Genomic DNA, 15,420 nt, shown 5'->3' on the forward strand with positions numbered 1-15,420 from the left:
GCTCTACGCTTCGCTTGGGCAGCAACGAGCGGATCGCTCGACCGAGCCGCGGATTTCGGGATGTCCTGCGCAGCAGTCCTCCATCAGGAACGTCACCAGGTCAGCCAGCGTGTCATAACTTGCGCTGTAGACGATCGAACGCGACTCGCGGCGCTGGGAGATGAGGCCGGAGCGTTCGAGTTCCTTGAGGTGAAACGAGACGTTCGATGGAGAAACGCCCATGCGCTCCGCAATCGCGCCTGCGGCCAGGCCCTCAGGGCCGGCGACGACCAGCGTTCTTACGATGGCGAGCCGGGTCTCCTGGGAAAGTGCCGCAAAGGACGCGAGGGCTTGACGATCATCCATATTTCAATAATCCTTGAATCATTGAAATCGAGGATAGACGCAAATGAGCAGGATCGACAATAGCCATTCCAACAAAACTGACATCTCGCTCGGAGAGTTGCTTGAAAGGATCGCTGTCGCCGCGGACCTCCCACTGGTGTTCGCCTACGACGGAAAGCCCGTAAAGGCCGGCTACCATGTAACTGAGGTCAAGGTTGGCCAGTTCTCCGCGCTCGATTGCGGCGCTAACCCGGAGGCCTGGTCTGAAATCTTCGTGCAGTTGTGGGACATCGAAGAGGGCGAACGGACCCATATGACGGCCGGCAAATTTTCGGCCATTGTCCGCAAGGTTTCCGAGCACGTCCGTCTTGACGGTTCCGCCAAGCTGACCTTCGAAGTGAGCGATGGAGTCCGCCCGATGCAGTTGTTCTGCGCAAACGATCCTGTCGCGGAAGACGGTGCTCTCCACGTCAGTTTGACGCCCCGCCCCGCGAGCTGCAAGCCTCGAGACCGGTGGCTGGCTGAACACGCGTCCAATGAAAAGCGGTGCTGCGCCTAGTGGGTCAAGGCATATTCGCGAAGGGTCGGATGATCCAATCTCTGCTCTTGATGGAGGCGCCGGCCATCACCTGCACGGCCGTTTCCCCCATGCGGTAACCGCCAGCGCTCACCTCGCACGCCGTTTCCAATTCGAAGATAAGAACCGGAGTTTGGCGCCCGGCAAGCTCACATATCCCTTTCATCAGGTCATCGAGCGGTTTCGATGGTCGCCCGATTTTGAAAAGAGGATATTTCCATGAGCAACGAAGAAGACAACAAGGCCGTCGTCGTTCGCTGGTTCACCGAATTCTGGGGCAAGGACGCCAATCTTGCTGTTATCGATGACATCGCGGCGCCCGATATGCTCCTGCAATATTCCCTGCACGAACCGCGCCGTGGCCGCGAAGACATCAAGGCGTTCATGACCGACTTTCGCGCCGCGTTCCCCGATCTCAACTTCTGGGGCACCGCTGACTTGATTGCCGAGGGCGACTATGTGGTCGGCCAGTGGGAAGGCGGCGGCACCCACACGGGTCCGGCTTTCGACGACTTCCTGCTCGGCGGCGTACCTGCGGCGACCGGCCGCAAGATGCACTTTACCGGCAAGACTGTTCTGAAGGTGGTCGACGGCATGATCGTCGAAGAGCATGGCCTCGACGACGGTCTGACCGCGATGATGCAGCTTGGGCTGATCCGGAAGGCCTGATCGAAGCCATCGAGGCTCGCACAGCTCCCCGTGCGAGCCTCGATGGCATGTTTCATCGCCCCGTTCGAAGCTACGCGTGCGGCCTAGCCTCAAAACGCTCACCTGCTCGCGCTGGTTGCCTGTGCACTGAAGGTGCGTGCCCCCGGGAACCCGGCGACCCCCTGCGCAAGTTTCGGGTGGGTTTTGTTCGATTCGAGAGCAAGGATCGGAGTGTGACCAGCGCGGATCGGAGGCACGATCGAGCCAGAACAAATCCGAGTAGAAGACCATGGACATGAACATCCGGCCCGCACCAACCCTTCACACCTCACCTCCTTTCGTGGGGGACGACCCCCGCTGGGCGCGGATCGTAGCGCGCGACAAGTCTGCCGACGGTCGTTTCTGGTCTTCCGTCTCGACAACTGGCATCTATTGCAGGCCCTCCTGCCCGTCACGCACGGCAAATCCGAAGAACGTCGCGCTGCACGATACGCTCGAAAGCGCACGGGCAACCGGTTTTCGTCCGTGCCGACGTTGCAACCCCGATGGCCCTTCGCTCGAATGCGAGAATGCCGCGCTCATCGCTAAGGCCTGCCGCATCATCGAGGAAAGCGAGGAGGAACCGTCGCTGGAAGAGTTGGCGGCTACTGTCGACCGCAGTCCGAGCTATTTCCATCGTATGTTCAAGACGTCGACGGGGCTGACCCCGAAGGCCTATGCCACCGGCCACCGCGCGAAGAAAGTGCGTGCGGGCCTCGAAACCGGCACGAGCGTCACCGAGGCGATGTATGACGCCGGCTTCAATTCCAGCGGCCGCTTCTACGAAAAGTCGACCGGTATGCTCGGCATGACGCCGACACAGTACCGTGCGGGTGGCGCCAACGAGGAGATCAAGTTTGCGGTCGGCCAGTCCTATCTCGGCGCAATCCTCGTGGCGTCCAGCACGAAAGGCGTCGCGTCGATCCTGCTCGGAGACGATCCGGACGAGCTGGTTCGCGATCTTCAGGATCGTTTTCCGAAGGCGCGCCTGATCGGCATGGACCGCGAATACGAGGCTCTGATCGCCCGCGTTTGTGGCTTCGTCGAAAACCCCAGCGTCGGCCTCGATCTGCCGCTCGACGTCCGCGGCACGGCGTTCCAGCGCCGGTTATGGCAGGTCCTACAGGAGATCCCTGTCGGCGCGCGTGTGTCCTATTCTGAAATCGCCCGACGTATCGGCTCGCCGAGCGCCACGCGGGCAGTCGCCGGAGCATGCGCCGCAAACAATATCGCAGTCGCCATTCCCTGCCATCGCGTTGTGCGCAACGACGGCGCGCTTTCCGGTTATGCCTGGGGCGTCGAACGCAAGCGCGCCCTGCTCGATCGGGAATCGCCTCAGACCGCATGACGTCACGGCCGCAACCGCCGCTCCGCCGCGGCCACATCCTGACCACCTACAACCGGCCGCGCTTCGCGATCGCCGACGAACGCAAGGCGTCCACATGAATTTGCCTTCTCGCTACGATGAAGCTGTCGCCTTCCTCTCCAGCCATGACGACGACTGGGCCAGATTGATCGAACTGGTCGGCCCTTGCCGACACGATCCCAAGGCCGCCCGCGAACCATACGAGGCGCTCATTCGCGCGATTGCCTACCAGCAGCTGACGGCCAAAGCTGGCGACGCCATCATTGGACGCCTCAAGGGGCTCTTGGATGACCGCGATTTTCCAAGCCCGGAAGACCTCATCGCGGCCGAGTTCGACCAACTTCGGACCTGCGGCTTCTCGGCCAGCAAGATCGCCACCATCAAGGCGATCGCCCAGGGAACGTTGGATGGCCTGATCCCCACCCGCAACATCGCCGCCACCATGGACGACGAGGCGCTGATCGACCGCATGGTCGGCATCAAGGGCATCGGCCGTTGGACCGTCGAAATGCTGCTGATGTATTCTCTGGAGCGGATGGATATCCTGCCCGTCGATGACTTCGGTGTCCGCGAAGGCTACCGCGTCCTCAAATCGCTGCCTGAGCAACCGAAACCGAAACAGTTGCGCGAGCTCTCGAAGGCCTGGTCGCCCCATCGCACGGTCGCGGCCTGGTATCTGTGGCGCATCCCGCGCGAGCGCGGAAACGTGTTGAAGTAAATACGGCTCCGGAAAGTACATCATGCCCCTTCAAAACCGCGTCACGCCCTTCGGTGATATCGTCGCCATTACTCAGCGCGGGCTGTTTACCGGCAATCGCGGCATCATCCACGATCCGGCAACGAAGACATTGCTGGCCAGGCGCTGGGCAACAAAAACCTGGCTCGTCTGCGCCTGCGAATTCAAGGGTTGGCGCCGGGACGTGATGGCGCGCCGGAGCTGGACGGAGCTGTTTTTCCTCGACGAGGCCGTGGCGTTCGCCGCCGGCCATCGTCCCTGCTTCCTCTGCCGGCGCGAAGCCGCGGAACGCTTCCGGGCCTGCTGGGCGTCGGCGAAGAAAGAGGCGCCTCCTTCGGCTACGCATATGGATTCCGTACTGCATGCCGAGCGCCTCGATCGCGGCCACAAGCGCTTGCATCCGATCGCCCTTCTGTTGTCCGACCTGCCTGACGGCGCGGTCGTTGTGGCCAAGGATGAGGCTTACACGCTGCGCGCCGGCCTCGCGTATCGCTGGGCCAATGACGGCTACGACAGGCCCAAAATCCTCCACGACGCCGATTGGCTCCTGACACCACCATCGACGGTCATGGCGCTCCTTGCAGGCTACCGGCCCGCCTTTCACCCATCGATCATCACCATACGCAATAGGCCCGAAGATGCCCGATCTGTTTGACATGCTTGCCCCCGCCGATCCCGCAACCGAGATCATGGCGGAGGGGGCCATGCTGCTTCGCGGCGCAGCACTTCCCTATGAAAAGGATCTGCTCGCCGCGCTCGGCCACATCACCAGCCAGTCGCCATTCCGACATATGGTCACACCGGGCGGCTTCACCATGTCGGTGGCGATGACGAATTGCGGCACGGCCGGCTGGGTCACGGATCGTACCGGCTATCGATACGATCGCAACGATCCGGAAACAGGCCGTCCCTGGCCGGCCATGCCGGAATGCTTCCTCGATCTGGCTGTCGAGGCGGCGACACGGGCGGGCTATCCGGACTTCCGCCCTGACGCCTGCCTGATCAACCGCTACGAGCCGGGCGCCCGCCTCTCGCTGCACCAGGACAGAAACGAACGCGACTTCGCCAATCCGATCGTGTCGGTCTCGCTCGGCCTGCCGGCGACTTTCCAGTTCGGCGGCCTGAAGCGGAATGATCCTGTGAAGAAGTACGCGCTGCGGCATGGCGACGTGGCGGTCTGGGGCGGCCCGTCGCGGCTCTTCTATCACGGCGTGCCCGAATTGAAGGATGGCGTCCATGAGACTGTCGGACGGATGCGCATCAATCTCACTTTCCGGGGAGCGTTATAACTCATCTTTCTTCAGTTTGATGACAACAAACGGAGTGCCGCCAGAACGAACCCATGGCCAAGTGTGTAGTTAGTCGGAAAGTCCATATGCGATTTTCGGATTTTCGCGATCCGACGCGCAACGGCTAAGACAAGGAACCGACGCTGATGTTTTCGCGGGGCGGATTCGACGCCAAGGCAAGCCGGCGCAAACTGCCCGGAACCCAGGACGCGATTGACATGCTCGCTACTCCAGGCGACCCGGATAAGGCGCTGGTGATGAAGTATGTCGGCCAACTCGTGGCCGCCGGCTATGCCGAGCTGGAGATGTGCGACCACGGCGAGGTCGAAGCCCGCCTCACCTCCGGCGAGATCTATCTTCTCGCAGAAACCACCATCCTCAGACTCGCCTGATCGGCCGTGCCCGGCATTCTTCATTCTCTTGCATCAGCGCGAGCAGAGTTTCGATTTGAAAGCAAGGATCGGAGTTCGGCAGCATGACCGGAAAAGTAGTCTCGATCGTGAGGACAGAACAAGGAGCTACGACGATGAACCTCATTATCAAGACTGACGCGCTGCGGCCGCAATCGCCGCAGAATTCCCCTTCGACGGCCGCCGGCGTTCTCTCCTACGCGGTTGCCGACTGCGAACTCGGCAAGGTGCTGGTCGCGCGCAGCGCCAAGGGCGTATGCGCGATCCTGCTCGGCGACAACGCCGAAGAGCTGGAGGCGGATCTTGCCGATCGCTTCCCGCACTCCACGCTAATCGCGCGCGAAACTATGGTGAAGAACGACGTTGCGAAAGTCCTGCGCTTTATCGCCAAGCCATCCGGCGGCCTTCAGCTGACGCTCGACATGCACGGCACGCCGTTTCAGCGCCACGTCTGGGAAAAGCTGAAGGCCATCGCCGTCGGCCGGACGGTGAGCTACACCGAACTCGCCAAGTGGATTGGTCCGCTCGCGAACCCGCGCGCCGTCGCCGGCGCCTGCGCCGCCAACCCCATTGCGCTCGCCATTCCGTGCCACCGGGTCGTGCGTACCAACGGCGACCTCGCCAGCTATCGCTGGGGCCTTGAGCGCAAACGCACCCTCATAGAGAAGGAAACCACGGTATGAACAAGACTGCGATCGACATGGTCCCGGCCTCTGCGGATGCGTCCGCGGCGGCACGGATTGCTGCCTATGACTGGAAGGCGCTCGCCGGCGAGCTCGACGGCTTCGGCTGCGCCGTCCTTCCCCAACTTCTGACACCCGAGGAATGCAGCAGCGTCGCGTCGCTCTACGTCGACGAAAGCCATTTCCGCAGCCATATCATCATGGCGCGGCACGGCTTCGGAAGGGGCGAGTATCGCTATTTCAAATATCCGCTGCCCGATCTCATCGGCGGTATCCGCACGGCGCTCTACCCGCGCCTTGCCGATGTCGCCAACGTGTGGAACGAACGGATGGGACTGGACCAGAGGTTTCCCGGCGAGCATGCCGCATTCCTCAAGCAATGCCACGATGCCGGCCAGACCCGGCCGACGCCGCTGCTGCTGCAATATGTTGCCGGCGACTTCAACTGCCTTCACCAGGACCTTTACGGCGATCTCGCTTTCCCGATCCAGGTGGCGATCCTGCTCTCCGAGCCGGGCCGCGACTTCACAGGTGGCGAATTTGCACTGACCGAACAGCGGCCGCGCATGCAAAGCCGCGTCGAGGTCGTGCCGCTCAGACAGGGCGACGCCGTCGCCTTCGCCGTCCACAATCGTCCGGTCCAGGGAACGAAGGGAAACTACCGCGTGAACCTGCGCCACGGTGTCAGCCGCGTCCGATCCGGCATGCGTCACACCGTCGGGATCATTTTCCACGACGCGCGATGAACCCGCGATGCCGGCGCCGCAGTTTTCGCAGCGCCGGCCGCCCTTTCGGAGCCCCTGGCCTGCAGCCAGAGCGGACCGCCGCAACTACCACCCGGGATAAAGCGCATAGAGCCGAGCCCAATCCTCAAACGCGCCGTTGGCGCGCAGGCAGGCAATCGCCTCGGCGGCGTGTCAGGTGCAAGGCACCCGCCGCAGCCAGACATTGTCCTTCCCTGCCCTATGGAGCCATCGGATCGAGGCGGCCATCATTTGCCTGACATCCGGCATCACGCGATAGTCGGCCCGCCATAGCTCCATGCCGGACGGGTCCACTTCGTCTCGATGGTAGTCGTAGCCGGTCGGCCGGATCGCATGATGGTAGGGTGCGTGCCCGTCATCGCGAAACAGAGCGCTAAGCTCGTAGAGAGCGATCACATGGCGCAAATGATGGTCGAACGGCTTCGACGCGCCCGCCACGGGCCGCAGGAGATCGACCCCGAGCATGTCAGAGAGCCGGTCGATGTCTTTTTCATCCAGCTCAAGCCGCGCCCCCACCAGCCGCGTCAACCTGTAGCCTGGGAATTGCCGACGGGCCGCATCTACGGAATCGATCGACAGCCTGATGACCTGCAGCGGCTCGGCGATACGCCCGCACGGCGAGACCGCGGAACGAACATCTGACATCTCATTCCTCCGTGGCGCGCTGCTCGCGGGTCAGAAGAGCACGCTTGCGGCGGACACCCCATCGATAACCGGAAATCGAGCCATCCTTCTTGATGACGCGATGGCACGGCACGATCACGGCGATCGGGTTGTTGGCGATCGCAGCCGCTACATCCCGCGGATCACGCGAACCGAGCTTGGCCGCGAGCGCCCCATAATTCGTGGTCTGGCCAGCAGGAATTTCCCGCAACATGAACCAGACCTGGACCTCATACGGCGTCCCACGCAGATCGAGTGGCAGATCGCAAACCTTGGCCGGATCGTCGATCGCGCCGGCCACGGTTTCGATCACGTCGGCAAGTTCGTGCTGGGCGCGTTCAAGCTCGGCTTCCGGAAATCGGATACTCAACGAATCCTCCATCGCGGTGCGCATCGAGCTGAATTCAAGCACCACAATCCCTTTGTTCGACATGGCGACAACAAAGTCGCCGAGGGAACTGGCGCCCCATGCAAATCGAATAGTTTGACGCATCGTCTTACCTTCTTCATTCGTTGTGAAACGAGTTTAGAAGCTGATGCATTGCGCCACTCTCCGGTCCTTGCTTTCAAATCGAAATGCTGGTCGTCAGCGTCTCGTCCGGTGTGAACGGCCAATTTCGATTTGAAAGCAGTTTTCGGAGCGCATGTGCCCGAGAAGCAGCCGTATCGTCGTTGGCAATCCGACGGAGCTGCAAATGGACCCCTCTAATATCCACGATGCGCAGGAGCTTGGTTGGCAACAAATCGCCGCCGCCCGCCGTCAGTGTGAAACCGTGCGTGTGGCGCCTGCGACAATCCCACGGCCCTGAGGACCATCAGCGCGGCCTGAAGGCCGCTGCCGCATCACGACGGAGGGTCGAGCCATGATGACATTGCTACGAGGTTTGCATTCCATCGCCGCTCAGCGCGGCGACGGTCTGCGTCCGGAATTACTCCGGATGATCACGCCGTCACCGGCTTGGCCCGGGGACGAGCGTATGGGCAATGCGGCGTGCGGCCAGGACACCGACGGCAAGCCCGCCGATGTGATGGAACAGCCCACTCGATCTGCCGAGGTCGTGCCGATGCCCCTGCGAAAGCGCGGCAATATTCGCTAGACTGCGCGAAGGATAGATGTTTTTTTTCGAACCCCAGAATATTGGTGCCGCGCCTTCAGGCCGCCTTGTCGCGGCCAATCGCCAGGACCTTGTCCCAGATTCGCTCAGGCCGGGGAATCTCGAGGTCGAAAACGGTGTCAAACGTGTCCGCGAGATGGTCCGCGCTTGTGATGCGATGTTCGCGAACGCTGCCCGGCGTGACCGTGCGCAAGCAATCATTCTGCAGGGCGACATAACCGTCCGCGGTATGACGCAGCACTGCCAGCGCGTTTGTGAATGGCGACCCGGGGTCCCGCATCAGCCACGAATGCGTGGCGGCCATGGCGGCCTCGCAGCTGTAATCGGCACGGAAATCGAAGCTGTGTGCGATGCCGTGCACATGGTTTTTGAAGCGCAACCAGCCATCCTCCGCCGGCATGATCGAAAAATTGAAGCCGCGCTGGCTGAACGGTCCGACAGCAATCGGCACGGGTTCGACGATGGCGTCGGCCACGCCGACCTCGGCAAGATAGGGGCGGTCGAGATTGACACGCAGGGTCAGATGATTGCCGATGGAGATGTTGCCCAGCCTTTCGCGGTCGACGGCACCGCAAAGACGGGTTACCCGGAAACCGAGCGCGTCAAGTGCTGCGCCGAAGAGACCGTTCATCTCGTAACACCAGCCGCCGCGCCTGCCCTCCACCATCTTGGCGAAGGCGGATGCCGGAGTGATTGAGGACGGCCATCCCATGAAGGCATCCAGCGCCTCCCAGGTGAAGGTCATGAGGTGAGCGCGGTGAAGTTTCGACAGGCCTTGAAGGTCGAGAGAAACTGGCCGGTCTACCCGGATCCTCGCGAGATAGGCGTCCAACTGGCCGGCGGTCAGGCTCATTCCGATTTCGTGTGAAGGCGCGTGTGTCATCCTTCGGTCTCCTTTCGATGGACCGTTGTCGAGTTTGTCGGCACTACGTTTGGGGCGGTCTGCCGCCGGATCAGGCGACCTTGCGACTGCCCTCGGGCAGGAAGGTCAGGCCGAAACCCATCGCGATTGAGGCGATCTCCTCGGGCGTTTCGGGCTTGCAGAGGTCGATGATTGGAAAGAAATTCTCGAACCTGCCCGGCGTCACGACGACCATGAGGCGGCCTTCCGTCTCTCCGATGTTCCGGAAGCGATGCGGCACGCCGCGCGGCAGTGCGATGCAGCCCCCCTCCGCCAACTCGACATAGTCGCCGCCACACCAGAAGCCGAAGCAACCGGACAGGACGCGGAAGAACTCGTCCTCGCGCTCGTGCACATGAAGCGGCGAGCCTTCCCCGGGCGGCACGATGGCCTCGAGCATGCCCAGCGCGCCGCCTGTGTTGTCGGCCATCATGCGTATCACGTGGTTGCCGAACGCCGCTGCCGGCATTCCATGTCCCGGCGGCGATACCGCCGCGTAAGTGAATGTCTTCATGTCGGGTCTCCTTCTGCTTGAGGACACCCATCGATTACTTTGTGCTTCGTCTCATGATAAGAGCGATGACTTGGCATCATTGAACGGATAATCGCGCTCATGAAATCGCTGGATCCGCTTGACGGGATTGCCGCCTTTCTGACGGTTTCCACCCACCTCAGCTTTACCAAGGCTGCGGACGAACTGGGCATGTCGCGCGCGACGGTGGGGGCCCAGGTCAGGCAGCTCGAGGATCGCCTCGGCATCCGCCTCTTTCAGAGATCGACGCGCAAGATCGTTCTTACCGAGGCGGGCGCCGCTTACCGTGAAGCGCTTTCGGGCATCCTGCCGCAGATAAGGGAGGCGGAACGGACGGCAACCTCGTTCCAGAAGGAAGCCGTTGGACGGTTGCGGGTGTCAGCGCCGCCCGATCTCGGGCATCTGGTGATCGTGCCGGCAGTTTCGGAGTTCCTTAAGCTCAACCCGGCCGTGTCCATCGAACTGGACCTGTCGCATCGGGCCGTAAACCTGGTCGAGGATGGCTTCGACCTTGCAATCCGAGGTCGCCTCGAAGTCGACATCAATCTCATCACTCGGCAACTGGCGACATCGTCACTCGTGATTTCCGCGTCACCCGCCTATCTAGCCGAGCATGGTGCGCCGAAGACGCCGCACGACCTGGCACACCACTTCTGCCTACACTTCGCCGAATTACGATGGGGGCGGATCTGGCCGTTCAGAAGGAACGATGAGGAGTTTCGCATTCCCATCGTGCCCCGGCTGGAGCTTAATCACAGCCTTGGCCTGCGCGACGCCGCCTTGCTGGGAGTCGGTATCGTCCTCCTGCCCGACTTTATCGTTGGCGAAGACCTCAGGCAGGGCCGGTTGGTACGTCTCCTCCCCGACTGGCATATCAGCACAGTACAGTTGCAAGCGGTCTATCCGGCCAATCGCCATATCGCGGTAAAGGTCCGACGCTTCGTCTCGTTCCTGGCAGGCAAACTGCGGACATAGACGAGGCGAAAGACGTCGGAGCCGATCTCGACAATTCTCGTTGAACGCGAGTTCAATCGGTCTTCGCGTTGCACCTTGGCCCAGCCTGGAATACAGTCCGGGCGCAGAACCTGCTTCTGCAAGATCGTTCCTTAAATGTCGCCAAGGGATTGTCCTTGAACTTAAATAGCAAAGACATGGCATGCGTGGGCGTCTGCTTCGGAACGCCTGAGGCCCCATGCTTGACCACTGTACCAATCCGCGACGCGACCTTTTCCGTGACCAGTATTTGCCGGGAACCCAAGGCCGATGAAGCAAGGGCCGATGAAGCAAACGACGTTCGGCTCCCTGTCTCCGAGTCCTATTTCCTCATGCTCTATCTGGACGACGCCGAACACGCCGACATTCGGGCGGATGGCTCCTGCACCGAGGTTCGCCACTTCGCGCGCGGTACGATCTGCCTCGTGGATCTCGCGGACGGGGCGGCCATTCGCCTCAACAGTCGGCTGCGCTCGCTGGCCTTTGTGCTACCCAAAGCCCTTTTCAGCGAGACTGCGGAGCTATCGCCGGAAATCGGACGACGACGCCTGATCTGCCGTCGCGGCGAACCGGATTCGGTGCTTCGCAATCTCGGTACCGCGCTGCTTGCATTTTTTGCCGGCACCGGAACGGCACCGGCGTCCCTGCGACCCGTGGCGGTCGCCATCTGCGCCCACCTCCTGCACCGGTATGGCGAGCCGATCGAGGGAAGCGCTGGCAAGGCGCAAGGGGCTCTTATGCGGGAGGAACCCGGAACCACGCTACGCCCAATCGCCACGCAAATCGGCAGGGCGAAATCACACCTTGCCATCCATGCCCTCTCGCTGGAGGACGTTGCGCATGCGTGCGGATTCGACGACCTCGGACATTTTGAGAGGGTATTTGTCGGTGAAACTGGCGTTACCCCTTCAGTTTGGCGGCGGCGAGGCCTCCATTAGTCCAATTGCTTCAACGAAGAAAGTTGGGCAATCTTTCGTTCGCTGTTAGTTGGGAGTGCACGATGTACAGGGAGTCCGCCCCAGAAAAGCCCCAGGAGCCGGACGCCATACACCGATCGATCGTCGATGCGTCTCCCATCTCCATAATGCGGTTGAAGTCCGATCGGGAAGACTTAGCACCAAGCCCGGCCAACGCACGCGAGGACGCCTTCTGCATTATCACGCAATTGCGCGACTTTCGGTTACATCGGCTTTGGCGTGGTACGTCGCTGATTTTCGAAGGCGGCCACCCCGAGGGGGCGCTTGCCATCACGGACCTGCGCGAGGAATGGCGCTGCCATCATCTATCGCCCTTCGACAACGTGCGCTTCCGGATTCCCTTTCGGCATGTGCGCGACTTCGCCACCGAAATCGGGCGGCCCGACCTCACGGGCTTCGAATGCCCTCCTGGTACAGTCGACACCGTCATTCTCGGCCTCGCCCACGCGCTGCTGCCCGCGCTGGAGCGGCCAAAACAGGCCAGTCGGCTATTCGTCGATCAAGTCACGCTCGCCATCATGACACATCTCGTGCAAAAATACGGCGGGTTGTATTTTCCGGGCGAGCGCAAGGGCACGCTGGCTCCCTGGCAGGAAAAGCACGCGTTGGAGTACCTGGCCGCGCAGCTCGACGGGCACCTATCGATGATGGAGCTCGCAAAAAGCTGCGAGCTGTCTCGGAGCTACTTTATACAAGCCTTCAAGGCGAGCTTCGGCCGCACACCACTACGCTGGCTCACCGAATACCGCATAGCCCGTGCCAAGGAATTGCTGCTCCAGGATCTGCCAATCGCCGAAATCGCCATTCGCTGTGGCTTTGCCGACCAAAGCCATCTGACCAGAAGCTTTTCCCTGATAGCGGGCATCACGCCTGCTCGTTTCAGGCGTGACCGGCGCACCTGAATCGGCCAAACGGGAGCGACCGTTGGCTGCATGAAGGTAAGCACGATGAACAAGCCTTCGCCCCCAGCTCGACCTTGGCGGCGCAACCAGCGATAAGTTCAGGGAAAAACGTCCGGACGTCCACAGAGTTAGATTTCGCTGCTTAAACGTGAGAATCTTCAAAAGGCAGACATTCCCGACAAGAAACTGCGTAGAATAAAAGCAATATTGGAGAAACAGTCCCGCAACCGGCAACTGATCTGGGAGAAGCCGATGATCCTGGCAGCTACGCCACCGTCCCGCAGCCTTCTGATCTCACCTACCTTGGCGCCGTCTGCCCGCTCGACAGCCAGTTCGTTGATCGCGTGACTTTGCGGGCAGCTTGGCGCCCCCCTTCGCAGGTATTTTACCCGCTCCTTTCCCCTGACATTGGCGCCGTCATCTGCTGTGCGGCGGCATGTCGATCCTGCCATCTTCCTTCTGGCTCCGCGACCACGGCGTAGGTATTCGGGCGCCGGGCAGCAACTCCATAGATAGGAACCAGCATAATGCCGACACGACGCTCGTTTCTCGGTGCAACCGCCGCCGCCCTAGCCTTGGGTAGGGCAACCGCGACACACGCCCAACAGACTGGAGACACCTCGATGACGCCCGACCTGATCCTGCACAACGGCCTTGTCACCACGCTCGACCGCGCCAACCCGACGGCAAGCGCCGTTGCCATCAAGGACGGAAAGTTCCTGGCCGTCGGCGACGAGCGGACGATCATGGTGCTGGCCGGCCCGGGCACACAGGTGATCGACCTCAAGGGCAAGCGCGTGCTGCCGGGCCTCAACGACAACCACACCCACGTCGTGCGCGGCGGCCTCAACTTCAACATGGAACTGCGCTGGGACGGCGTGCGTTCGCTCGCCGATGCGATGGCGATGCTGAAGCGCCAGGTGGCGATCACGCCGGCGCCGCAATGGGTGCGCGTCGTCGGCGGCTTTACCGAACACCAGTTTATCGAAAAGCGGCTGCCGACCATCGACGAGATCAATGCGGTCGCCCCGGAGACGCCGGTGTTCCTGTTGCATCTCTATGACCGGGCGCTCTTGAACGGCGCCGCCCTCAGGGCGGTCGGCTATGGCAGGGACACGCCCAACCCGCCGGGCGGCGAGATCACCCGCGATGCCAACGGCAACCCGACCGGGCTGCTGTTGGCCAAGCCCAATGCCGGCATCCTCTATTCGACCTTGGCCAAGGGACCGAAACTGCCCTTCGACTACCAGGTCAACTCCACCCGCCACTTCATGCGCGAGCTCAACCGGCTCGGCGTCACCAGCGTCATCGACGCCGGCGGCGGCTTCCAGAACTATCCGGACGACTACGCCGTCATCCAGAAACTGTCGGACGACGATCAGCTGACCGTTCGCCTGGCCTACAATCTCTTCACCCAGAAACCGAAGGAAGAGAAGCAAGACTTTCTGAACTGGACCTCATCGGTCAAATACAAGCAGGGCAACGACTACTTCCGCCACAATGGCGCCGGCGAGATGCTGGTGTTTTCGGCCGCCGACTTCGAGGACTTCCGCCAGCCGCGCCCGGAGATGGCGCCGGAGATGGAGGGCGAACTCGAAGAGGTCGTGCGGGTGCTGGCCGAGAACCGCTGGCCCTGGCGGCTGCATGCGACCTATGACGAAACCATCAGCCGCGCGCTCGACGTGTTCGAGAAGGTCGACAAGGATATCCCGCTCGACGGCCTGAACTGGTTCTTCGACCATGCCGAGACGATTTCCGACCGGTCGATCGACCGGATCGCCGCGCTTGGCGGCGGCATCGCCACCCAGCACCGCATGGCCTACCAGGGCGAATATTTCGTCGAGCGCTACGGCCACGGCGTGGCCGAAGCGACGCCGCCGATCAGGCGCATGCTGGAGAAGGGCGTCAACGTGTCCGCCGGCACCGATGCCACCCGCGTCGCCTCCTATAACCCTTGGGTCTCGCTGTCGTGGATGGTGACCGGCAAGACCATCGGCGGCCTGCAGCTCTATCCGCGCGCCAACTGCCTCGATCGCGAGACGGCGCTGAGGATGTGGACCGAGAAGGTGCAGTGGTTCTCCAACGAGGAGGGCAAGAAGGGCCGGATCGAGACGGGACAGTTTGCCGACCTGATCGTGCCGAACAAGGATTACTTCACTTGTTCCGAGGACGAGATCTCGTTCCTGACCTCGGAGCTGACGATGGTCGGCGGCAAGGTCGTCTATGCGGCCGGCGACTTCGCTTCCCACGACGAGAATCCGGTGCCGCCGGCGATGCCCGACTGGTCGCCGGTTCGCACCTTCGGCGGCTATGCCGCCTGGGGCGAGCCCGATGGTGCCGGCAAGAACTCGCTCCGCCGCACGGCGATCACCGCGTGCGGCTGCGCCAGCAATTGCGGCGTGCATGGACACGACCATGCCGGCGCCTGGACGTCAAAGCTGCCGATCGCCGATCTCAAGGGCTTCTTCGGCGCACTCGGCTGCTCCTGCTGGGCCGTGTGA

At 62.0% G+C, this 15,420-nt stretch carries 19 protein-coding genes; 14 read left to right on the forward strand and 5 right to left on the reverse strand.

The window, feature by feature from the left end; translation table 11 throughout:
• Nucleotides 1-3: 3 nt before the first annotated feature.
• Nucleotides 4-345, reverse strand: coding sequence for an ArsR/SmtB family transcription factor (locus ACTJKE_RS34760; protein ID WP_058322565.1), 342 nt, complete (start codon nt 343-345; stop codon nt 4-6).
• A gap of 43 nt (nt 346-388) precedes the next feature.
• Here ACTJKE_RS34760 and ACTJKE_RS34765 point away from each other — a divergent pair, with 43 nt between their 5' ends.
• From ACTJKE_RS34765 to ACTJKE_RS34805, 9 genes are all read left to right on the forward strand, one after another.
• Nucleotides 389-883, forward strand: a complete 495-nt coding sequence (locus ACTJKE_RS34765; protein WP_440693762.1) for a DUF6428 family protein — start codon at nt 389-391, stop codon at nt 881-883.
• 237 nt (nt 884-1,120) lie between these two features.
• Entirely contained in the window at nt 1,121-1,570 is a 450-nt protein-coding gene (locus ACTJKE_RS34770) for an ester cyclase (RefSeq protein ID WP_440661825.1), read from the forward strand.
• A gap of 274 nt (nt 1,571-1,844) precedes the next feature.
• Nucleotides 1,845-2,936 (forward strand): bifunctional DNA-binding transcriptional regulator/O6-methylguanine-DNA methyltransferase Ada, encoded by a 1,092-nt coding sequence (gene ada / locus ACTJKE_RS34775; protein ID WP_440693764.1) that lies wholly within the window; start codon nt 1,845-1,847, stop codon nt 2,934-2,936.
• Nucleotides 2,937-3,030: 94 nt separating this feature from the next.
• Nucleotides 3,031-3,672 (forward strand): DNA-3-methyladenine glycosylase family protein, encoded by a 642-nt coding sequence (locus tag ACTJKE_RS34780; RefSeq protein ID WP_113398828.1) that lies wholly within the window; start codon nt 3,031-3,033, stop codon nt 3,670-3,672.
• Nucleotides 3,673-3,694: 22 nt separating this feature from the next.
• Complete coding sequence (locus tag ACTJKE_RS34785; protein WP_058322569.1) at nt 3,695-4,345, forward strand: hypothetical protein; 651 nt, start codon at nt 3,695-3,697, stop codon at nt 4,343-4,345.
• Nucleotides 4,329-4,979 carry a DNA oxidative demethylase AlkB gene (alkB, locus tag ACTJKE_RS34790; RefSeq protein ID WP_058322570.1) on the forward strand — a complete coding sequence of 217 codons (651 nt, stop codon included), beginning with the start codon at nt 4,329-4,331 and terminating at the stop codon, nt 4,977-4,979. The genes ACTJKE_RS34785 and alkB overlap by 17 nt, the downstream gene beginning before the upstream one ends.
• Before the next feature lie 218 nt (nt 4,980-5,197).
• Nucleotides 5,198-5,371, forward strand: coding sequence for a hypothetical protein (locus ACTJKE_RS34795; RefSeq protein ID WP_440693765.1), 174 nt, complete (start codon nt 5,198-5,200; stop codon nt 5,369-5,371).
• Nucleotides 5,372-5,505: 134 nt separating this feature from the next.
• The gene (locus ACTJKE_RS34800; protein ID WP_440661828.1) at nt 5,506-6,072 is read left to right on the forward strand and encodes a methylated-DNA--[protein]-cysteine S-methyltransferase; all 567 of its coding nucleotides are present in this window, start codon (nt 5,506-5,508) and stop codon (nt 6,070-6,072) included.
• A complete protein-coding gene (locus ACTJKE_RS34805) occupies nt 6,069-6,818 on the forward strand; it encodes a 2OG-Fe(II) oxygenase (protein ID WP_112948626.1) in 750 nt (249 codons plus the stop codon). Before ACTJKE_RS34800 ends, ACTJKE_RS34805 begins: the two co-directional genes overlap by 4 nt.
• A gap of 171 nt (nt 6,819-6,989) precedes the next feature.
• Here the strand turns inward: ACTJKE_RS34805 and ACTJKE_RS34810 are convergent, their stop codons facing one another.
• Both ACTJKE_RS34810 and ACTJKE_RS34815 read right to left on the reverse strand, forming a co-directional pair.
• Nucleotides 6,990-7,481, reverse strand: coding sequence for a hypothetical protein (locus tag ACTJKE_RS34810; RefSeq protein WP_440661829.1), 492 nt, complete (start codon nt 7,479-7,481; stop codon nt 6,990-6,992).
• 1 nt (nt 7,482) lies between these two features.
• Complete coding sequence (locus ACTJKE_RS34815; protein ID WP_440661830.1) at nt 7,483-7,869, reverse strand: methylated-DNA--[protein]-cysteine S-methyltransferase; 387 nt, start codon at nt 7,867-7,869, stop codon at nt 7,483-7,485.
• Between the two features lie 493 nt (nt 7,870-8,362).
• Between ACTJKE_RS34815 and ACTJKE_RS34820 the strand changes: the two genes are divergently transcribed.
• The gene (locus tag ACTJKE_RS34820) at nt 8,363-8,596 is read left to right on the forward strand and encodes a hypothetical protein (protein WP_058322575.1); all 234 of its coding nucleotides are present in this window, start codon (nt 8,363-8,365) and stop codon (nt 8,594-8,596) included.
• Between the two features lie 55 nt (nt 8,597-8,651).
• Here the strand turns inward: ACTJKE_RS34820 and ACTJKE_RS34825 are convergent, their stop codons facing one another.
• A complete protein-coding gene (locus ACTJKE_RS34825; RefSeq protein ID WP_440661831.1) occupies nt 8,652-9,467 on the reverse strand; it encodes an arylamine N-acetyltransferase family protein in 816 nt (271 codons plus the stop codon).
• A 100-nt stretch (nt 9,468-9,567) separates the two neighbouring features.
• Nucleotides 9,568-10,029: a cupin domain-containing protein gene (locus ACTJKE_RS34830; protein ID WP_058322577.1), complete on the reverse strand. Its 462-nt coding sequence runs from the start codon at nt 10,027-10,029 to the stop codon at nt 9,568-9,570.
• 99 nt (nt 10,030-10,128) lie between these two features.
• Here ACTJKE_RS34830 and ACTJKE_RS34835 point away from each other — a divergent pair, with 99 nt between their 5' ends.
• The 4 genes from ACTJKE_RS34835 to ACTJKE_RS34850 all read left to right on the forward strand — a co-directional run bounded on the left by ACTJKE_RS34835 (nt 10,129) and on the right by ACTJKE_RS34850 (nt 15,420).
• Nucleotides 10,129-11,022 carry a LysR family transcriptional regulator gene (locus ACTJKE_RS34835; protein ID WP_440661832.1) on the forward strand — a complete coding sequence of 298 codons (894 nt, stop codon included), beginning with the start codon at nt 10,129-10,131 and terminating at the stop codon, nt 11,020-11,022.
• Between the two features lie 155 nt (nt 11,023-11,177).
• Nucleotides 11,178-11,978 carry a helix-turn-helix domain-containing protein gene (locus tag ACTJKE_RS34840; protein ID WP_440661833.1) on the forward strand — a complete coding sequence of 267 codons (801 nt, stop codon included), beginning with the start codon at nt 11,178-11,180 and terminating at the stop codon, nt 11,976-11,978.
• Nucleotides 11,979-12,040: 62 nt separating this feature from the next.
• Nucleotides 12,041-12,919 carry a helix-turn-helix transcriptional regulator gene (locus ACTJKE_RS34845; protein ID WP_440639679.1) on the forward strand — a complete coding sequence of 293 codons (879 nt, stop codon included), beginning with the start codon at nt 12,041-12,043 and terminating at the stop codon, nt 12,917-12,919.
• 527 nt (nt 12,920-13,446) lie between these two features.
• Nucleotides 13,447-15,420, forward strand: coding sequence for an amidohydrolase (locus ACTJKE_RS34850; RefSeq protein WP_440692136.1), 1,974 nt, complete (start codon nt 13,447-13,449; stop codon nt 15,418-15,420).

The organism is Ensifer sp. 22521, from assembly GCF_052044795.1.
GTDB lineage: Bacteria > Pseudomonadota > Alphaproteobacteria > Rhizobiales > Rhizobiaceae > Ensifer.